Below are 19,925 nucleotides of genomic sequence, written 5' to 3'. Positions count from 1 at the left end.
TCAATTATGAATAAACCACAATTATTTCTGCTGCATTTTGCTGGAGGAAACAGTTATTCATTTGGCCTGCTCACATCGGTTTTGAAGGAGTTTCAGACCTTTTCACCAGAACTTCCCGGCAGGGGTAAACGCTTTCATGAAGACCTGCTACATGATTTTGACCTGGCAGCTGCTGATATCTATAAACAGATCGCTCCGCAAATCAGCTCCGATCGCTTTATCATCTATGGGCATAGTATGGGCGCTTACCTCGCATTGCGGGTCACCAATATGCTGGAGAAAACAGGCAGAAGGCCTGCTTACCTGATCGTGAGCGGCAATGCCGGTCCGGCTGTAAGCAATCGGAAATCTGTGCATACACTGGCCGAAAAAGAGTTCATTCATGAGCTGGAAAGCCTGGGCGGTATGCCGGTAGAACTGAAGGAAAACAGGGAACTCTATGAGCTGTTTGAACCCATCCTGAGAGCCGATTTTGAAGTGGTTGAAAAGAGAAAGATGGAACATGAACCCCCTGTAAATGTTCCCCTCTACGCCATCATGGGCAGCCAGGAAGAGGATGCTGACAAGATTGCCTGCTGGGGCAAATTCACCCGGTCTGATTTCAATTATGAGATCCTGGAAGGTGATCACTTCTTTATCCACAAACATCCTCAGCGCATGGCGGATATCATCAGGGAATGCTACAGGAAAACGGCATTCATACCTAACAAATGAAATGAGTATATGAAAAGAATAAACACACATGCCATCTTTCCACTCCTGGCCCTGTTCATACTGATCCTGGCCCTGTCCCAACAAATGTTTTCAGTCTTCCCCATCGGGAAAGTCCTGAACCCATTTTCAGGTGCCGTACAGAATGAAGACGACCGTGCACTGGATGCCACTGCGCTTTCCCTCGGTAATATGGGCTTGTCCGGACAGGTAGATGTCTATTTCGATAAAAGAAAAGTGCCGCACATCTTCGCCTCTTCTACCGATGACCTCTTCTTTGCCCAGGGATATGTAACTGCTGCGCTGCGCCTATGGCAAATGGATTTCCTGAGCTATGCATCCGCAGGCAGGCTCTCAGAGATCTTCAAAGATGGCTATGTCAATTATGACAGGAACCAGCGGAGAATTGGTATGCTCAGTGCGGCAAAGTCTTCTCTTGCCTTAATTGAAAAGGACCCTGAAACCTTCAGGGTAGTCAGCGCATATACGAAAGGTGTCAATGCCTACATCAAAAAGCTCAACTACAGGACCAGGCCCTTCGAATATAAGCTGCTGGACTATGACCCCGAGCCATGGACGAACCTGAAAACAGTGCTGCTCATGAAGTATGTAGCAAATATGCTCTCCGGCTATGAGGAAGATTTCAACATGTCCAACCTCATGCTCACACTGGGAGAAGAGAAGTTCAATAAATTGTTCCCTGACTATACTGATCATACTGCCCCCATGATGCCCGCACATCGTCAGCTGGCATTGCAGCAAGCCCCGCATATCAGGCAGCCTGCTTACCTGGATTATTCCTTCTTTAGCTCCGGCACTGTAGTGCCTAAAAGCGATTACAATCCACAATATGGCAGTAATACCTGGGCAGTGTCCGGCAAAAAGACGAAATCAGGCTATCCTATCCTGTGTAGTGATCCTCACCTGGCATTGACCCTTCCTTCCATCTGGGTGGAAATGCAGCTGTCTGCACCCGGTATTAATGCCTATGGCATTTCTATTCCCGGTACTCCTGCTTTGCTCATTGGCTTCAACCAAAATGTAGCCTGGGGCATCAGCAATGGTGCAGATGATGTAAAGGACTGGTACAAACTGAAAGTGACAGATGATTATACCAAATATGAGCTGGATGGGAAATGGCAGGACCTGCATTACGCCATTGAAGAGATCAAAAGGAGAGGGGAACAAACAGTAAAAGATACGATCTATCAAACAGTCTTTGGACCGGTAGTAAGTGATAAACATTTTTCTGAATGGCAGCCGGACCGTGTTAACTACGCGCTGAAATGGGAACTGCATCACCCCTCCAATGAGTTCCGCACATTTATAAAGCTGATCCGTGCCACTAATTACACAGATTATAAAGAGGCCATCAGCCAGTACTCCTGTCCCTCCCTGAACTTCGTATTCGCCTCAAAGGATAATGATATTGCCGCTAATCACCAGGGTAAATTATTAATCAAACAACCCGGTGAAGGCAGGTTTATCTACGATGCCAATACTGTTTCAGAACTGACGGCAAAATACATTCCCGCTGATAGTTTACCCGGGGTACTCAATCCTGCCTGCAACTTTGTTTTCTCCGCCAATCAACGGCCTGCATCACCAGACTATCCTTATTACTATAATGGATACTATAGGGAAAACAGGGCACAGAGAATCCGGGATCTGCTGGAGAGGGACAGCGCTTTTGACGTGAAGAAAATGGAAGCCATGCAACTTGACAACACAAATAATTTCGCATTGCAGGCACTCCCAATTATACTCGCTAAGCTGGATAAAAACAAATTATCATCAGATCAGCAACAACTCTTATCCCGACTGTCAACATGGAAGGGTACCTACAACCTGGATGATGTGAACGCTCGCCTGTTTGAACGCTGGTGGAAGAATATCCGGGACTACACCTGGGATGAACTGAAAGGATACACTTTTAGCACCCGGGTACCGGACGATTATATCCTGATGGACCTGATTGAAAAGGAACCGGATGCCGTATATTTTGATAAACAGGGCACCTCGGCCAGGGAAAACGCAGGTGAAATTATCAATGCAGCTTTCGTAGCAGCCGTAAAGGAATATAAGGAATCTCCTGCCAGATGGGGCGATGTCAACAAAGTAAACGTAATGCATATGACGAAGCTGCCTGCTTTCAGTCGCCCGGATTTGCCATCTGCGGGCTTCCCTGAGGCGATCAATGCTGTTTCGGCTAACTGGGGTCCATCCTGGAGAATGATCGTAGAATTAGGCCCCAAACCGGTCGCGTACGGGATTTTTGCAGGCGGTCAGTCGGGTAGCCTGGGCAGTCGTCACTATGATGAATTTGTGGATGACTGGAACAAAGGCCAATATTACCCGATTACGTTCCTCCTGTCGGCAGCAGAAGGCAAACAGGTACAAAGTGCTTACTGGAAATTGAAATAATACTATTATGAAAAAACGAATTGCAGATAATCTAAAAGTAGCTCCCCTCTTACTCCTTGTTATTTTACTGACAGGCCAGATGGACTTCCTGCCATGGTGGGGCTTCATTGTGCCCGTCATTCTCATCGGCATCCTTAGTGCCCTGCTCAACTTGCAGATCGCCGCATTTACCATCGGTTTCCTGTCCGGGTTTATCGTCTGGGCCGGTGCCAGTTATTACTTTGAATATGCCTTTGGGGGAACCATGTTCCATAAACTGGGTGCTTTGATGTCCGTATCAGGCATAGTAGTCATACTCCTCTCAGGCCTGGTATGCGGGTTGCTCTCCGGACTTGGCCTCTATGCCGGCAGGTTATTATTTTCTCAAAACCGCTTTCGCAGCTCTGCAGCCTGGGAAGACTAAATTTAAATCACTCTCCAAACATTTATTATGTCTAATCGTACCGCTATCATCACGGGAGCCAGCTCCGGAATAGGCAAGGCTGTTGCATACAGGTTTGCAAAGAAAAATATCAGGATGGTCCTGAATGGAAGGAATGAAGAAAAACTGATCAGCACACAACAGGAAATAAATCAATTGTCCACTAATGGAGAAGACATAGCACAAATAGTGAGTGGCAGTGTGACCGACAAAACAGTCACTGACAAATGCATTGAAAAATGTGAGGAAGCCTGGAAAGGATCTCCCGATATTTTTATCGCCAGTGCAGGCAGAGGCTTACCAGGAACAGTCCTTAATTCTGATGCCGGTCAGTGGGACGACCTGATTGATACCAATGTAAAAGGAATCATGTACCAATTGAAAAGCATCTCCGGCGAAATGATAAAAAGAATAGAAGCCGGACATGATTTTATAAAGCAACCACTGGATATAGTGGTGATAGGCTCCGGCATCGGCCGCAATGTATCGCCGTTCAATTCTGTATATGGTGCTACCAAGTTTGCCACCCATGGTGTAACAGAAGCCCTGAGACGACAATTAGGTCCCAAAGGCATCCGCGTCAGCCTGATAGAACCCGGCATCGTCAGCACCAATTTCCAGGAAAATGCAGGCTATAGCGAAGAATGGTTCAAAGAATATTCAAAAGAAGTAGGGCCTGTATTGGTAGCAGATGATGTGGCAGCAGTGATTGATTTCCTGGTTGATTTACCCGGAAACGTACACCTGGATAATATATCGATAAGGCCAACGAGACAATCCTATCCATAATTAGACGACCCTTATAATAACTCCACCAGACAGCCATACCATAGCCCGGTACGAATGCAACTTAACTCTTAACCCTCATTCAAATTTCAATGGCATCACATTGTTCAAACCTGATTGAGCTCCTCTCACTTCAAGTGCAGGAGCAAGCGGATAGCATCGCAATTAAAGACAGCACCAGCGCGCTCACCTATCGTGATACTTTCCTGTTCGCACGGAAAGCAGCGGCTATCCTTCAGCAGAATGGTATCAGATCTGGTAACCGGATTGTTTGTATCAGCAGTAAAAATACAGAAAGCATGGTCTGTTTCTATGCTATTCTGATGTGTGGAGGTATACCGGTAATGATCGACCGTGAAGACGGCGTTGCCACCAATCGTGAAAAAATAAAAGAGGTAAAGAGTGCCGGCATCATCCTGGATAAAGGCCTTGAAATGCCTTTAGATGAATTTCCGGGCAACAGCATATTTTATTTTAGCGATCTCTTATCACTGGATCGTCCTGCGCCTGAAGAGGTATTACTTCATCCGGTCAGCTATCCCGAAACCTGCTATATCCTGCTCACCAGCGGTACTACCGGCAAACCCAAAGCCGTACAGCTGTCGCATGAGAATGTCATGCACTATACCTATTCCATTTATCAAAAACTGGGTTCCCCTCAAAATGTTAGAGCTGCACACGTATCAACCTTCGCCGCAGATCTTGGCCTGACCAATACACTTGTGGCCCTGGTAGCAGGTGGTATGCTGAGAATCATCAATAAAACCGAAGCCACTGATCCTGCTGTCTTTAATACAATTATTGAAGAAGATGCCATCTCATTACTCAAAATTACGCCTTCACACTTATTGTCCCTCGTTTCCAATCTGGAAAACGGATATAAAAAACCTATTGAAACCATTGTACTGGGTGGCGAAAAACTCAGCTGGGAAACCGTTGATACCATCCTCTCATTAGGCATCTGCGACAATCTCTTTAATCACTACGGTCCCACCGAAACCACGATCGGTGCCATCGCGTTCAGAATAACAACCAGTTCTCCACATTATCATCAATCAGGTTCTGTACCACTGGGTGCGCCCATCGGGCAGGGAGCCTGTTTCCTTGAATCTCCGCAGGACAATATCGGTGAACTCTATGTAACTGGTCCCGGTGTGAGCATCGGTTATTTCGAGAATGAAGAAGAAAATAACAAAAAATTCTTCCTCCGCGAAATCAATGGCCGGCAGACCCTCTGCTACCGTACCGGCGACATCTGCCGGAAACTTGATGATGGCAATTACGAGTTCCTGTATCGTACCGACAGGCAGGTTAAAGTAAATGGCTACCGTGTGGAACTCGGCGAAATCGAACTGGCCATGGCTGCACATCCTGAGATAGAAAACGTAATTGTCAGCCTGGCCACCAAAGATGAACATACCATTCTGAATGCCTACATAAAGCTCCTGAAAGGCAGTACTCTTACTGCAAATGAGCTGAAGAACTGGTTGCTGAACAAGCTGCCCCGTTATAAAGTTCCGGTAGGCTATTTCTTTTATAAAAAGGCACCTTACAATTCCAACGGGAAGATTGATATGAATGCCCTGAAGAAAAGCTTCGAAGAACCCGGTATTCAAAAACCTGCGGCTGTCAATGAAGTGGTAGATGTAAATTCATGGCCTTCCCTGCTGGAGTCCTGCTGGAAAAAAGTACTCGACACCCATACCGTCAATGCCAACGATAACTTCTTTGAAACGGGTGGCGACTCACTGCTGGGCATCCAGCTTATTGGCCGCTTACAGCGTTATGGCTATAAAGTACACATTACAGACATCAATAACAATCCTGTATTTTCAGACTTTGCAGCACTCAATCCTGAACGCATCCAGGAGCAGGAAAAGGAGCATCGCCATAGTACAGGCGCACAAAAGGACCATTTTACATTTTCCCAATCCTTGTTCCTTCAGCAGGAGAGTTTTGACCAGGATAAGTACTGCCAGTGCATCTTGCTGGAAACCGGTCATAAGGTGAGAGTAAGAGAAATGGCACTGGCATTTAGTTATGTCAGGGATAGTCATTTGCAGCTGACAGGCGGCTTTACGGATGATGAACATGAGCAGGCAGGAGCGGCTTTGGGAACCTCTATACTGCATGGTAAGAACTCCATCGTATTGCAGATCCAGGAGATCTGCCATTCCCTCCTAAATGAAATTTCAATAGAAAATAATAAGCTGCTGGCGGCGCATTTATTCATTGATCCTGCCGGCAAAGATTACCTGTATTTAGCCTGTCATCACCTGGTAGTCGATGTTATTTCGTGGAATATTATAATCGATGAATTGCTGGATTATTATGAACAGATTATAAAGGATCAGTTGCCGGTAGTAAATCCTGAAAATGCAGTGAAGCATTTTTATGCCAGCTTGCCGGAAGGGGAGGGCATCCTGCCTTCGCTGGAACAGGCTGCTTTGCAGAGGCACCCTGTCATACATCGTTTACCCGATCAGCGCTTACATACTCACCCGCTTACAACTACAGAAGTATGTAGTATTCGCATCCCGGAAGAGACATCTGCATTTCTCAAACAAATAGACGAAAAGAAACAAAGTACCAGTTTAAGCGGCTACCTGCTTAGCCTGTTTACAAATGCCTTACTGGAAGAATTTTCTTTGCCTGCCATTACCATCGATATCGAATTCCATGGCAGGCCACAACATGGTCAGCTGGCAGATCTTAGTCGTTCGGTAGCATGGTGGTCTACTACCTTGCCGGTAACTTTTGATCAAAAGTACCTTGATCCGGATACCTGCTCTGCACTCATAGACCAGAAAGCAGAAGCGGGCAACCTGATCAATGCTTATCCCGATGCATTTTATAATCGCTCAACGATCATCCCTGATATCCGCTTTAACTACCTGGGCCGTTTCCCGGATAAGTTTGAGAATTCAGTGATCAGTATGTCGCCATCATCATTCAATCCGGGTACGACCAGGAGCAATAAGGCCCACCAGGAATATAAGCTTTGCTTTACCGCCCGCTTTATTGGTGCATCCTTGATCATTGATCTGCAGTATCAGCAAAAGATGCTCACCAAGAGTAATGTAGATAATATTGTAAAGGGCTTCCTCGCAAAACTGGGGCAGCAACATGCACCATTGCTGCTTCAAAGTGGACTGCCATCCGTCGGCCAGCCTTTATACTCCATCAAAGCTGGCAACAGGACTGCTAAAAGGCGTGTATTCCTTACCGGGGCTACCGGATTTTTAGGTATTCACATCCTGAATGAGCTTACCAGGTTTGGAGAGGCGGAGGTGTATTGCCTGGTGAGAGGGGAGTCGCAGCAGCAGGCGGAATCGCGCTTACAGGAGGAGTTTCATTATTATTTCGGTACTACGCCTGCACCTGAGGTCGTGGTTTTAAAGGGGAATATCTCATCTCCCCAACTGGGCCTCAGCAAGGAAGACTATCATACAATAGCTACCGGTACAGACCTGATCATCCACGCGGCGGCAGATATTAATTTGCTGAAAAGCTATGCAGACCTGGAGAAAACAAATATCGATCCGCTGCATGAAATCATCCGGCTCGCCAAACTTCATCAGCCGAAGGAACTGCATTATGTATCTACATTGGCGGTGAGTGGTTGTGCCAGAACCGGTAGTATTAAACAATTCTCTGAAGATGAGCTGGAGTATGGGCAGACCTTTGTTTCTGATTATGAAAGAACGAAATTCGAAGCGGAGAAACTGGTGAGGAAGGCTTTCAATGAAGCGCATATCAAAGGCAAGATCTACAGGGTAGGCCACGTAGCTGCGGATGCGGTGGCTGGCAGGTTCCAGAAGAACATGGCGGATAACCGGATCTTCCAGATTATTAAAGGGATGCTGCTGCTTAAGAAGATCCCCCGTTCATACGTTGAAAAAGTATCTTTCTCATTTGTAGATGTTGTGGCCAGGGGCATCGTCAACAGTGCCATCAGGATGCCGGAGAATAACATGCAATGCCTGCACATAGAAAATCCCCAGTACCTGTCGTTCCAGCAATTGGCAGGGATGCTGACACAGCTGGGACATGAAGTGGAGGTGGTCGATGCTGCGGATTTTAATATAGAAGTAGCCTCTTTCGAAGGCAGTGTGGCAGATAAGAAGGTGATTTCCCTGATGGACAACTGGATTCGCCGCTCAGAAGATTTTCCAAGGAGGGTCAGGTACATGCATGGGAAGTCATTGGATTTGATAGCGGGATATGGACTGTATTTCCCCAAGTTGAGCCTGGAATGGTTTGGAGGCTTAATAGAGGAGGGGATCAGGTCGGGGTATTTTGTTATACCAAGGCATCAGTTGCATAATGTATAGAAATGATTAAAGGGATCACAGCAATGTGGTCCTTTTTTGTTTACAAGCACATACAATGGTGGTGGTATGGGTTAATAATTCCCACTGTAAAAAGAAAAACACTGCCCCTGCCTGTGGAATTTAAATGAAGCTCATTGGGCGTATCATTCGGAAGTAAATCCATTTACATCATAGCCCTTCAAAAAATTTAATCTTGCAAATACCCTTAAAAAAGCGGACTTTTACCCGATCTAAAAAGACCTTTTAAATAGATTATATGGAATTCAATATCGTCCCATTTGTTAGCATGGGGGAATATCGCCTGGGAATGTCTATTCCTGAAATAGAGCAAATGATGAAGAACGGCTATTCAGAATCAAATGATGAATATGGTATGAATATTATCGACAGTAAGACCGGAATCGGATTCGCTTTTGCAGATGGTGTCGTTGTGAATATCATTTGCCTCTCCCCATCTAAAGCTTTTTATAATGATTTAGACCTGTTTAACCTCACAAGAATTGAGTTGATGGAGGAATTGGGGCAGAATAGTGAAGCTTACCTGGATGAGGATGGTGGTATCTTATTTACTGAATATGGAATTGAGGTCACCTACCTGTCAGAAGATGAAGGTGCATTGCCTTTCTGTGTTCAGATTCATTCCAGGGAATACACTTTTAAGGATTTAGATCAGTATGAGAAGGTGACATTGGAATAATTCTCCGGGAATATTATTGATTTTTTCGCGGGTGATTCTTTTTCTTAGTTATTTCTTTTTTTAGTCATTCGAGTCTAGTCATTCGAGTCTAATCATTCGGGTCTTAATCATTCGGTTCTAGTCATTCGGTTCCTAATCATTCGAGTCTTAATCATTCGGTTCTTATTCATTCGATTCTTAGTCATTCCGTTCTTATAAAATGAAAATATTAGTCTTAAACGGCTCTCTCCGGGGGAATACCGGCAACTCTGCTGTCCTTGCAAATCATGCAGTGACGCTATTAGGTCAGCAGGCGACAATGCTTACATTGTCAGATCAGCTGCCGGGTATCCGTGAAGTATACGACCTCCTGGCATCCTGCGATGGCATCCTGGTGGTTTCAGGTGTTTACTGGAATAACTGGAGCTCTCCTTTGCAACGTTTTATAGAAGTCGTCTCTGCTTTTGAGAATACGCCTGCCTTTTTTGGCAAGCCAGTGGCTTGTGCGGTTTCCATGGATTCTGTTGGAGGGATAGAAGTGGCGGCAAGGCTACACGCTGTGTTTAGTGGATTGGGATGCTGGTCGCCGCCTTGCGCTACAGTAGTCGTTTCCCGTACGGGACAGGAAGCAATCGCTGCATCTGCCGGTATGGACGATGATCCAAATGAAGATGTGTGGCGGATGGATGACTTGTCTATCGTAGTGCACAACCTGGTCACAGCAGCGGCTATGCCCCGGGATAACTGGAAAGCATGGCCCCATAGTGCTTTGCATATTCCTGATGGTCCCTGGCCGGCTAATGGTGCCTTGGATCTGGAATCGCCAAAGTTTTTATAAAAATAAAGGGACTTTTACGTCAGGTTACAAGTCCCTTCCACCAATTCGCTTTGGATATAAGTTCCTTCTACGATTATCTCAGGAAAAAAGTCCCTTCCACAATTTCCCCAGGAAATAAGATCTACAACGATTCTCTCAGGCCACAAGTCCCTTCCACCATTACATCAGATAATAACTCTCTTCCTGCACCTCCTGCACTGGCACTGGTTCCCCAATCATCTCCAGCAAATTTACCTCTATCGTCTGACTAATCGCCGTCATCGGCGTATCCGTCGGCCTGTTCTCAAAAGGATCCTGCATAACAATAGCCGTGCGTTCAATAGCTATAAACAATACCGGCACCACGAACACAATTACAATCTCCATCCACTGCGATCTATCCTCTAGTCCAAAGGGCAAAATCGTCATCAATACATAAATAAGAAAGTGAATCAGTAAACTATAAGATTTCGGGAATACCGTCTTCTTAATCCGCTCGCATTTCCCCATCGCATCACACAACCTGGCCAGGGTCGCATCAATTTGCACCTGCCTGTTAGGGTTCAACTCCGTTGCCGCTGCCAGGGCTTCCCCATGTTGATTGAGGAGAAAATTCGGCCAGTTGCGGCTCTCTGAATTGAATGGAGCAATATACGCCTTCACCTTTTCTGAAAATGGCAGACCCCTCAATGATTCGGACAATGCATAGCACCAGATGATTTGCCGTTGCGCAAAGCTGGCCGTCTCCTCCGGCAAAAATGTCTTTACCTGCCTGATGAGTGTGCGGCTGTCATTTACGATCGCCCCCCAGATCAATCTTGCTTCCCACCATCGCTCGTAGGATTGAGAGGTCCTGAATGCGAGCAGCAGTGATACAATGGTAGCCACCAGGGATAAAATAGCAAGGGGAATGGTGACACGCCGCAAGAGACCGTAATGGTCTAGAGAACCGGCAATGATCGCGTAAATGGCAATGGCCAGGAGATCCCATTTGATGAGATCGAGGAAGTATGAAATGGAGATTTGTTTGTTAAGTAGCATGATGGTAGAAACAAGTGAGCTGCTTAATTGTTTGGGGCAAGGGGATTTGTGCCGTATTTATCTCTAAAAAGGACATCGCCTCATCCGCTTAGATTCCGGAAAAAGCGATGCAGGTGATGTTGTAGCTTATATCTCTAAAAAGAACATCGCCTCATCCGCTTGGATTCCGGAAAAGGCGATGCATGTGATGTTGTAGCTTATATTGGAAAATCAGGTAAAATCAATAACCTAAAACTTAATATTCAGTTTTACCGAATTCAGCTTATCCTCTTTATAAAATTCAAAATACCATTCTCCATTCTTCCTGAACACAATTCCCTTATCCACCCCATTATCAGCTATAAAATTATCCTGCTGGGATGTTTTCAGTAAGGTCATTACTTTTTTAGGAGAGGTGTCAATCAGCTGGTAACCATTCGCGTTAGCCTGTGCATAAAGTATATCCTTGCTATCACTTACAGCAGCTGGCGTAGCCGCGCTGATCACTGGTGCAGCGGCAGTTGTATTCACTACGGCAGGAGTAGTGGCCGCGGGACTTGTACTGGCAACAGCCGCCGTATTGGCTATGGATGTGCTGCTATCATACTTATACTGCGCCGCATTCAGCGACACAAATGCATTCCTCAGCGCTTCTGTATAGGCCGCCTGCCATTCTTTTTCCCTGCTCTTACCTTCCTGGCTTTGATAAACCACTGTACCCTGGCAATCCTTTAACACCAGGATAAGACCTGTCGCCAGGAATTTTTTCTTCTCCACCAATTCTGCTTTCAGCGCCCCGCACTTATTGTTCGCCAGTTCCGCCGGCAGTGGCTCATCAGTCATGTAAGCCTTAAAACCCACACCTTCCAGCAGGTATTTGGTCATAGTGTTCACCCCATACTGGTCATCATTCTTAAAGATGTCAAAACGCTCGGGTACCAGTACATACTTGTAATTATTAATACTGTTCTGCGCCCGGGCTATAACGGAAAATGCCATTGCCAGCAATATGATAAATACTCTCATACGAATTGATTATTATCCTCTTGTAGCGAATATACACAAATCACCTGTAATCAGGCACCGAAAAATTCCCCTCTTTAGGGAATATATCTGTTTTATTCCCCTGTCCCTCCATTTGCTTCAACTGCCCCTGGCCGGCATTTGCTTCTTCCTCCAGCCATTAAGGTCAACCTATCATCATAAGGATACTATAAGGACACCATAAGGACACCTCTATATCAAATCGATATTGAAGTGCCCTTTTAGTGACGAAAAGATGAAGTATTGATACTCATTTAGTATAAAAGATACCTTATTATTCGGGACTGAATCGCTAACATTGAGTGTTCACTCCAAAACCAATTTATATGGCTATTATTAAAGACAACCTGCTCTTTCAATACGTCGAAGGGAGCCTCGGCGATCAAATCACGATTTACAAAAGGAATGGCCAGATTATCGTAGCTAAAAAGCGGGGCCGGTCTAATAAAAAGCCGACTCAAAAACAGCTGGAGGCCAGGTATAGAATGCAGGAAGCTGCGGCTTATGCAAAGGAGATACTCAAAGATCCTGAATTGAAAGCCTACTATGCCTCTAAGGCAGGTCCGGGACAGAATGCCTGGAATATGGCGATCAAGGATGCTTATAACTCTCCCCAGGTGCAAAGTCTTCGTTTCGAAGACTCAACTGTGGTAGTGACGGCAAAAGATGAGTTCAGGGTAGCGGAAGTGGAAGTAATCATCACCGACCCTGCAGGTGCGATACTGGAAAGAGGCAAGGCGGTAGTAGGCCGTAATGGCGTGGATTGGTATTATAAAGTAGTGGCCCTGCCGGTGGGAGGGAAGGTGAAGGCCACTGTGGCGGATCTGGCAGGGAATGAAACGGTAAGGGAGCTGCTATTGGAATAAATACAAAAAGAAGCCGGAGATGCAATCCCCGGCTCCGCTCAGATTATTTCCTGTCCTTCGTCTTATTCAACACATTGAATAAAGGCAAATCCACTGCCAGGAATGCATTGAAGCGCCATGAAGGATTGATCACATTCGTTGTGCCTGCCACATCTATCTTAGACAGGCCAGGACCATATTGTGCCCCAATTCCCAATGATAAAGGAACATTGTAGCAAAAGCCGTATACCAGGTGTAAACCAGGGGAGAAGATCTGGCCAAGATTCACTGTATACTGCTTGCTTGCAGAGGAGCTGCTGGCAGGATCCGTACTCGTGATCACAGAATCTTTTTTTAGTTTGTAATCAATGATAGCCCCCAGGTCAAATACAGATGCAAACAAAGAAAGTGCACCTCCCTTTCCAAAACTAAAAACTCCCGGCGTATAAGCAATGCCGATAGGGCCATATACACCAAACTTATCTGACCACGCTCTCACTGCATCCGAACGGTCATTATGCATAGAATAATACGCGCCCAGGTAGGCCTGGATGCTAAGGTTATTCGCTGAATTTTTCTTGATAGATGAGCTGCCTACCGGTAAGATGGCATTGTTCAATGCTGCCTTTATATCCTCCTCACTTTTTGCATCTGCCACATTGCCGATGAATAATACATAGGGTTTGGCTTTGGACACAAAAGTGCTGAATTCATTGAAGGCGATATTTACATTTGCATCATTCACGTCGTCTTTCTTCGTTTTAATCAGGTCATGGATGCTGCCAATAATCTCAAAACCATCATTCACCGCCATCGTGTATTGCTTTGAATAAATATCTTTATAGAGATTATTTGACTGGCGGGCAATATCAAGATAATCATCCGGCTGTAGGTCCTTGTCAAGGAGTTTGACGATGCTCAGGCCAAAGTCGATTATATCGAGCGATGTATTGATGTAGTTGTAATACTGTTCCGGGCCTGGTTTTTCCCCGGGAGCAAGTCCCTTAATCTCATTATAGTTGTGCTGCACCTGGCTGGCTAATGAGAGGAATTGGGAAATCTTGTTTTGAAATAAAAGAATACTGTTGCTATTGCTTGCCAAAAGGTCTTGCAGTGAAGTGAAATCAGTTTTGTTTTTGTAGTATCTCAGTTCTCGCATTTTAACGACCTTTTGCCAGAGCAAACCTAAATACAGCCTGGTGAAGTTTTCATTTTTTACAAGGTCTTTGGCATCCGTCAGCGAAATCCAGATCTTAGTTGCATCATCACCCTGCAAACTTTCAGAGAAGATCCTTGTAAAGTGAACAGTAGTGACCAGGTTTTTAAATCCCAGGCTTGCATTCGCCCAATAATCACCCCGGGTAATGTTGGTAGCCGCATCGTCCACATCGACAATCACCTCCGAAGGTGTCGCGCCATTTTCAAGCTTGTGAATCAGTTTCAGTGTTTCTATTGCCATGTTGATCTCTGGAAAGTTATTCCTCAGTGCCTGGTATTTTGGTAATTCGAGCACTGCTTCCAGGTTGTAGGTCAATTGTTCGATGTCACTAAAAAATGCCTCTCTCAATACAGGCAACATGCGGGGATAGTCTACATTGAGCAGGTTCCTGAGCCTGTCATAGGAGGTAGGGAATAAAGTCTGGAATTCGGGGTATTTTATGGAGAACTGTTGTAAACGGTTGAAGAAAGCAAGATTCAGCTCCTCCTTTGCACGGTCTATTAGCAGACTGGCAAGCGCATTGGCGAAGTTGGTAACATCGAGGGAACCCGCCTGTTTGATCAATGAATTAAATCTCCCGGTGCCGGCAGACTGCGCATTAGGAGCAATGAATGTTATTTTCCCTTTCAGAAACGGATTGTTGTTAAGTTCATTTGCGATATCATCGGCAGTCACTGCATCGGAAAAAAGTTCAGTAAGATCCTCGGCTAAATCTCCATCTAACACAATTTTATTTCCATTCAGGGCAGCAAATAAATTCTTCGATTGTAAATAGATGCTTTTATTTTTGTTTTGACCAAGAGCTGACAGACAGGAAAATAGTAACACAATCAGGGGTAATCTACCTTTCATATAAGCGATTTTAATTTTTGGAAAAGTTGTGATGGGTTTATAAATCTCCTTTCAGGCGGAGCTGGAATATCATTTTGCAAAGGCCCGTTTTCCCTGAGCATTTTTAAAAAATCATCTTTAATAATTGGAATATTATGACTCTTCAGGTAGCTCATTGCCAAAGCAGCAATACCTGCTACAATCGGGGTGGAAAAACTGGTGCCGCTATCAGGAGTAGGCAGGTTACCTGGTCCATAAGATTCTACATCCTTACCAGGGGCGTAGATAAAAGTTTTGCCATTAATCGCCGTAGATGAATTAATATGGCCATCCAATGTAGCACCGCCAATAGATTCAAATGTAGACATGCAAGCCGGGTAGAAATCAACTTTAGCCAGGTTCTTAATCGTATTTCCAGCTGCTGCCAGCAGCAATACAGGCTTGTTGCCAACAAGCGCTTTTATCCGTTGATCAAGTGCATTTGCCCCTGCCGCAGTAATCGATAATTTCAAACTACAAGAGATGATATCCGCACCCTTATCAATCGCCCATTTAATCGCATCTTCCAGGTATTGATTATTATTGATCACCTGGTTCTCATATATTTTCGCGATCAGCAACCTGCATTCCGGTGCTATGCCCAGTGTACTATTCGGGGTACTCAGCGCACCCACCAGGGATGCGCATCTATTACCATGCGCATCTACATCGTTATCATCAATTTCTTCGGCAGTAGGCAACTCCGGATTTTTTGCAAGCGATGAATACCTGTCACCATCCAGGACCCTGCCTTTTAAAAAAGGATTACTCACTGAGTAGCCGGAGTCAATCACCGCCACCGTTACATTTCGTCCCTTCGTTCCATATTCCTGCCAGATCTGATCGATCTGCATACTTTTGAACCATGCATAGGTAGCAGCGCTACTGAATTGATCATCCTTTACCGGCAAGCCGGATACACCGCCACTCCAATAGTAGTTATCAGCTCCGTCTTTCAGCCAGAAGCTATTTTTTTCAAATGGATCTCCGGGGTACAACTTACCATCTACCTCAATCTCACTACCGGGAGCAATGTATTGATAACAGGGGGCATTCAGCCGGGGTTTACCTACCCGCACATTAAGATATCTGTCTTTTACAACGACTTTGATCATGCGCCTTTTTTTGGGGAATGAATATTTTTGCAGCGATCTGTATGCTTACCCAACCCTTTCCTTCACTGCTACTACTGTCTTTTGCTCCTTCGGTCCCTCATCATTTCCCTTACTGCTGTCTACCGCTGAGCGCAGTTTCATGATCTTATTCAGGAGATCAAACCAAAACGGTGCTCCCAGGGAAATGGCCAGTGCTGTCAGGATCCATCCCAATATGCTCATCCCCTTATCAAAATTTTTCCTGAACCCGCCATCATATCCCAGGGCCAGCAACTCATTCATTTTCGCCACGTCGCCACCTTTACCCACCATCCGCAATGCCTGTGCGTACAATGAATCCTGCAACTCCTTTTCCTGTCCGGCCGACTGAAGACCCTGCGGATGATCCTTTGTATATTGTGCCGCCTGTAAGTTCAGCTGTGATCTCAATTTGGGATTATGCTGCAGCTTAGACACAATTTTCACGGTATCTACATTAAAGGAAACAGCTATCAGCATACCGACAAACAAGAGTATAATTTGGGTGAACTTCTTATACAGGTCTGTTGCCCGGTCCATCATCTCATCAAACCATTTCTCCAGTGAATCCCTAAACTTTTGTACATCTCCCTGCGCATCTACCCAGAGTGATTTCAGGTATTTCAACGTATCCGGGCAAATACTGATATCAGGATTCCACTGTATGGCACCTTCATTCAGGCTTTGCTGTATTTTAGTATTGTAAGCATCGCCGGCATTCAGATCCGTTCCTCTCAGCAGGTCGATCATTACTTTTGAGAATGTCTCTTTGGTGATATAAGCGGGGAGTTTGCGAAAACTCCACCAGGCACCTGATACCAGGTACTTGACCAGCGGATGGCGGTAAAACTCGTCACTTAGTAATACAGGTTTATTCAGACTTTTATCATTCAGGATCCGTCTGACAATAAACAGCAGGATCCGTGACCGCAACCCTTTATTGCTGTCTTTTATCTCATTCGATACAGCGTTTAGTGAATGATAAAATTCGTCGTTCAGCGGTGCGGACTTTTTGGGTCCCCTGTCGTTTAACATGCGGCGGATAATAACCTGGAGAATATAAGCCCGTAGTCCGATATTTGTCGCAATGATTTCCTGTAGCAGGGAGCCAAGTAAACTGTAAATAAGGTAAATAAATACCAGGGCAATAACCACTTCCATGGATGCACTATCAAACATGCAATAAAGATTTTGGGGGTTAAAATTGTGTGGCGTTGTATTTACCTGCAAATTAGGACTTCTGCCAGTAGGAAAAAATACCCACTAGTTTGTATTTTTTGCAAATAAAAAGCCCCCTGAAAGAACCTGTCTTAGAGGGGGCAGGCCAGGCATTCCCGGCCTTTTCACAATCTGAATCGTTTTTACTGCTTAATATAGCCTATGATACCCTCATAGGTATAATAATACCTCAGTAACCCGCCGACAGTTTTATATCCACCAGCGCCCAATTCACTATAGTTAGTCGTATACCAGTGTTTGCCATTATGGTTATACCGGTAGATAGGTATAGCCCCTGTAGTGGGCTGGGAATAGATATAACCAATTATATAATCCAGGTGCCCCAGGTCTCCACCTGTACCAATTTCATTATAATTGGTATTGAAAAAGAAAGTGCCGTTGTTCAGGTAATACCTGTAAACAGGAACAGTTCCTTCCATGCCATTGTCCGTAAAGATCTGGCCGATGGATCCTCTCTGTACCCAGTTACTCAGCCCGGCGGTTTCCGGTGCTGTTGACAACATATTGCTCATAGAAAGGATGTTATATGAACTCAGTAGAGGCATTGTATTATAAGTTACATTCACCGCCCTGCTGGCGATATACTGCGTGATGTAATTTTGCAATGCGGCTTTCTGCGTTGCATCACTGACCAGGTCTGTGATCTCAATCAGGCCATCGGCGGGAATAGCCACCAGGACAGAGTTGGCCTCCGTTACAGAACCCTGCCATGCGGCAAGGCTTACGCTGGTAGCACCGTCTACATTTACGGTTGCCAGCGGCACAGAGATAGCACCACCAGTGGTGTGATAAGTGAGTCTTTGGTTACTGTTGTTTTGCGCATCTTTGATGTCAGTGCTGGTAGTAGCCCCTAAATCAAATATCTTGCCTACGGAAACTTTCAATCCTGCCTGCACGGCTACTTCCCTGCTGGAACTGCTGGTTTCTGAGCGGTATAGAATTTCAAGTTTGGCACCTGTGATGATATTTACATGCACGTGTGTGCCGTATTTGCTGACGATGTAGGCAGGAGACTGATTACTCAGATCAGCTAAGAACTCAGGAGTAAGGTAGTTCTTCAGCAGATCGGTGCTTGCATTTAACTGGATTTGTTTTTTCTGGAGCAACAGGTTGTAAATACCATACATGTATTTGGATGAATAGGTATTGGTTTCTGTTGTACTGGCATTGACAGTACCGGTAAATGCAGAAAAGGCGGAGGTGGCGTTGATGGTTTTCGAAATTTTGCTGGAGAAATCACGTGCATTCAGTCCCCAGGTGGAGAAGAAGCTCTGACTGTTTGGGAAAGATACATACAGGCGATTTGGATAGGCAGCTGAGAATGCGGGGATATCGATGACGGCATTTCTTGAAGCAGAGGCATCAGCATAGACACCTGTTACATCGTAACCATATCCGATCACATCGTTTACCCCATCGCCGGCTCTTTGGGTGCTTCCGTCGGCAAGGGTGTTTTTAACTTTTAGATTTTCGTTGTTTTCTTTTTGGCATGACCAGCAGACTACAGCCAGACAGAATACCAGGATTTTTTTCATGATGAAGGGTTTAAAGATAATAAATGAATAAAAAAGTATAACCGACGCATGGATGCGACGAAAAGATGTACAGTATGAAAAAAAATAAAGGAGCTGGATGCGTGTCGGGTTACACAGGCAAATCAGTAAGGGTCAGGGTCTTTATTGTTATTTCATGAATGTGTCTCTACAGTCAGGGGTAAGGTTCGGGTTATATATTAGTTAACTTGTCGGGGCAAAGATAGGGCTATTCCCCTGTTGCCGGAAGAATTGTGAGTACTTTATTTTGGACAATTTTAATGATTAATTGATGCTGCTGTTGTACTGAGTCAGATTGAATGAAGGAGGGTATTGTTGTAGTCTGGAATAATTTTTAACTGTCGGGGAGTTTTATTTACTTTTGTACCCCTTATACCTCACGTTTATGGAAATCAGTTCAACCCGGGAGTATCCGATGTTTTTGTTTGATATTACCCGTTTCCCGATTTTATTGTATTTCTTTGGATTGTTCTTTTTCGATGAAGAATTTCGCTTTATCGGTTATCTTTTTGTGTTTTACATGGTGCTTTCGCAGCTGACCTATAGATTTACGACCCGGGTGAATCTGGAGGGAGGGCATCTGCGTATTGAGTACAGGCAGTTTTTTTTCAGGCGGGTGAAGGTGATAGGCCTGAAGGGGATGGTGATGACGATGCAGGATTACCAGGATGTGATTATTAAAGGTACGGATAGATGGAAAAAGTATTTGTTGAATGTTATGGTGAATGGAAAGCAGGTGTATAGGATGGATACAAGGGAGGGATATACGAAGGAGGTATTTTTGGAATTGATGAAGGCGGTGGGGAGAGCACCTGTATTGGAATAAGATCTGA

15 protein-coding genes are annotated in these 19,925 nt (G+C 45.1%); 9 read left to right on the top strand and 6 right to left on the bottom strand.

The window, feature by feature from the left end:
• Positions 1 to 6 precede the first annotated feature (6 nt).
• The 7 genes from DXN04_RS16190 to DXN04_RS16160 all read left to right on the top strand — a co-directional run bounded on the left by DXN04_RS16190 (position 7) and on the right by DXN04_RS16160 (position 10,190).
• The gene (locus DXN04_RS16190; RefSeq protein WP_116854426.1) at positions 7 to 714 is read left to right on the top strand and encodes a thioesterase II family protein; all 708 of its coding nucleotides are present in this window, start codon (positions 7 to 9) and stop codon (positions 712 to 714) included.
• A 9-nt stretch (positions 715 to 723) separates the two neighbouring features.
• Positions 724 to 3,135 (top strand): penicillin acylase family protein, encoded by a 2,412-nt coding sequence (locus DXN04_RS16185; RefSeq protein WP_116854425.1) that lies wholly within the window; start codon positions 724 to 726, stop codon positions 3,133 to 3,135.
• A gap of 7 nt (positions 3,136 to 3,142) precedes the next feature.
• On the top strand, positions 3,143 to 3,538 hold the full coding sequence (locus DXN04_RS16180; RefSeq protein WP_116854424.1) for a hypothetical protein: 396 nt from the start codon (positions 3,143 to 3,145) through the stop codon (positions 3,536 to 3,538).
• A 27-nt stretch (positions 3,539 to 3,565) separates the two neighbouring features.
• The gene (locus DXN04_RS16175) at positions 3,566 to 4,345 is read left to right on the top strand and encodes an SDR family NAD(P)-dependent oxidoreductase (RefSeq protein ID WP_116854423.1); all 780 of its coding nucleotides are present in this window, start codon (positions 3,566 to 3,568) and stop codon (positions 4,343 to 4,345) included.
• Between the two features lie 89 nt (positions 4,346 to 4,434).
• A complete protein-coding gene (locus tag DXN04_RS16170) occupies positions 4,435 to 8,676 on the top strand; it encodes a thioester reductase domain-containing protein (RefSeq protein ID WP_116854422.1) in 4,242 nt (1,413 codons plus the stop codon).
• A gap of 256 nt (positions 8,677 to 8,932) precedes the next feature.
• The gene (locus tag DXN04_RS16165) at positions 8,933 to 9,373 is read left to right on the top strand and encodes a hypothetical protein (RefSeq protein WP_147319958.1); all 441 of its coding nucleotides are present in this window, start codon (positions 8,933 to 8,935) and stop codon (positions 9,371 to 9,373) included.
• A 199-nt stretch (positions 9,374 to 9,572) separates the two neighbouring features.
• Positions 9,573 to 10,190: an NAD(P)H-dependent oxidoreductase gene (locus DXN04_RS16160; RefSeq protein WP_116854420.1), complete on the top strand. Its 618-nt coding sequence runs from the start codon at positions 9,573 to 9,575 to the stop codon at positions 10,188 to 10,190.
• Between the two features lie 159 nt (positions 10,191 to 10,349).
• Here DXN04_RS16160 and DXN04_RS16155 read toward each other — a convergent pair whose 3' ends face one another.
• Both DXN04_RS16155 and DXN04_RS16150 read right to left on the bottom strand, forming a co-directional pair.
• On the bottom strand, positions 10,350 to 11,210 hold the full coding sequence (locus DXN04_RS16155; protein WP_116854419.1) for a bestrophin family protein: 861 nt from the start codon (positions 11,208 to 11,210) through the stop codon (positions 10,350 to 10,352).
• 228 nt (positions 11,211 to 11,438) lie between these two features.
• On the bottom strand, positions 11,439 to 12,215 hold the full coding sequence (locus tag DXN04_RS16150; protein ID WP_116854418.1) for a hypothetical protein: 777 nt from the start codon (positions 12,213 to 12,215) through the stop codon (positions 11,439 to 11,441).
• 344 nt (positions 12,216 to 12,559) lie between these two features.
• Between DXN04_RS16150 and DXN04_RS16145 the strand changes: the two genes are divergently transcribed.
• Positions 12,560 to 13,099: a hypothetical protein gene (locus DXN04_RS16145; RefSeq protein ID WP_116854417.1), complete on the top strand. Its 540-nt coding sequence runs from the start codon at positions 12,560 to 12,562 to the stop codon at positions 13,097 to 13,099.
• A gap of 43 nt (positions 13,100 to 13,142) precedes the next feature.
• On the opposite strand, the gene DXN04_RS16140 is transcribed toward DXN04_RS16145, so the two are convergent.
• The 4 genes from DXN04_RS16140 to DXN04_RS16125 all read right to left on the bottom strand — a co-directional run bounded on the left by DXN04_RS16140 (position 13,143) and on the right by DXN04_RS16125 (position 19,074).
• Positions 13,143 to 15,149, bottom strand: coding sequence for a hypothetical protein (locus DXN04_RS16140; protein ID WP_116854416.1), 2,007 nt, complete (start codon positions 15,147 to 15,149; stop codon positions 13,143 to 13,145).
• A complete protein-coding gene (locus DXN04_RS16135; RefSeq protein ID WP_116854415.1) occupies positions 15,146 to 16,282 on the bottom strand; it encodes a S8/S53 family peptidase in 1,137 nt (378 codons plus the stop codon). Before DXN04_RS16135 ends, DXN04_RS16140 begins: the two co-directional genes overlap by 4 nt.
• A 45-nt stretch (positions 16,283 to 16,327) precedes the next feature.
• A complete protein-coding gene (locus tag DXN04_RS16130; protein ID WP_116854414.1) occupies positions 16,328 to 17,479 on the bottom strand; it encodes a hypothetical protein in 1,152 nt (383 codons plus the stop codon).
• A 182-nt stretch (positions 17,480 to 17,661) separates the two neighbouring features.
• Positions 17,662 to 19,074: an MAC/perforin domain-containing protein gene (locus DXN04_RS16125; protein WP_116854413.1), complete on the bottom strand. Its 1,413-nt coding sequence runs from the start codon at positions 19,072 to 19,074 to the stop codon at positions 17,662 to 17,664.
• A gap of 403 nt (positions 19,075 to 19,477) precedes the next feature.
• Here DXN04_RS16125 and DXN04_RS16120 point away from each other — a divergent pair, with 403 nt between their 5' ends.
• Entirely contained in the window at positions 19,478 to 19,918 is a 441-nt protein-coding gene (locus DXN04_RS16120) for a hypothetical protein (protein WP_116854412.1), read from the top strand.
• Positions 19,919 to 19,925 lie beyond the last annotated feature (7 nt).

The sequence above is a fragment of the Chitinophaga silvisoli genome, from assembly GCF_003412465.1.
Taxonomy (GTDB): domain Bacteria; phylum Bacteroidota; class Bacteroidia; order Chitinophagales; family Chitinophagaceae; genus Chitinophaga; species Chitinophaga silvisoli.
The sequence above is the reverse complement of the archived record's forward strand: the minus strand, read 5'-3'. Positions and strand labels throughout refer to the sequence as shown.

Excerpts from the sequence above, each read along its gene's own strand:
- DXN04_RS16180 (WP_116854424.1), top strand. The coding sequence starts at position 3,143 with ATGAAAAAACGAATTGCAGATAATCTAAAAGTAGCTCCCCTCTTACTC.
- DXN04_RS16125 (WP_116854413.1), bottom strand. The coding sequence starts at position 19,074 with ATGAAAAAAATCCTGGTATTCTGTCTGGCTGTAGTCTGCTGGTCATGC.
- DXN04_RS16150 (WP_116854418.1), bottom strand. The coding sequence starts at position 12,215 with ATGAGAGTATTTATCATATTGCTGGCAATGGCATTTTCCGTTATAGCC.
- DXN04_RS16160 (WP_116854420.1), top strand. The coding sequence starts at position 9,573 with ATGAAAATATTAGTCTTAAACGGCTCTCTCCGGGGGAATACCGGCAAC.
- DXN04_RS16145 (WP_116854417.1), top strand. The coding sequence starts at position 12,560 with ATGGCTATTATTAAAGACAACCTGCTCTTTCAATACGTCGAAGGGAGC.
- DXN04_RS16175 (WP_116854423.1), top strand. The coding sequence starts at position 3,566 with ATGTCTAATCGTACCGCTATCATCACGGGAGCCAGCTCCGGAATAGGC.
- DXN04_RS16135 (WP_116854415.1), bottom strand. The coding sequence starts at position 16,282 with ATGATCAAAGTCGTTGTAAAAGACAGATATCTTAATGTGCGGGTAGGT.
- DXN04_RS16140 (WP_116854416.1), bottom strand. The coding sequence starts at position 15,149 with ATGAAAGGTAGATTACCCCTGATTGTGTTACTATTTTCCTGTCTGTCA.
- DXN04_RS16190 (WP_116854426.1), top strand. The coding sequence starts at position 7 with ATGAATAAACCACAATTATTTCTGCTGCATTTTGCTGGAGGAAACAGT.
- DXN04_RS16185 (WP_116854425.1), top strand. The coding sequence starts at position 724 with ATGAAAAGAATAAACACACATGCCATCTTTCCACTCCTGGCCCTGTTC.
- DXN04_RS16120 (WP_116854412.1), top strand. The coding sequence starts at position 19,478 with ATGGAAATCAGTTCAACCCGGGAGTATCCGATGTTTTTGTTTGATATT.
- DXN04_RS16130 (WP_116854414.1), bottom strand. The coding sequence starts at position 17,479 with ATGTTTGATAGTGCATCCATGGAAGTGGTTATTGCCCTGGTATTTATT.
- DXN04_RS16170 (WP_116854422.1), top strand. The coding sequence starts at position 4,435 with ATGGCATCACATTGTTCAAACCTGATTGAGCTCCTCTCACTTCAAGTG.
- DXN04_RS16155 (WP_116854419.1), bottom strand. The coding sequence starts at position 11,210 with ATGCTACTTAACAAACAAATCTCCATTTCATACTTCCTCGATCTCATC.
- DXN04_RS16165 (WP_147319958.1), top strand. The coding sequence starts at position 8,933 with ATGGAATTCAATATCGTCCCATTTGTTAGCATGGGGGAATATCGCCTG.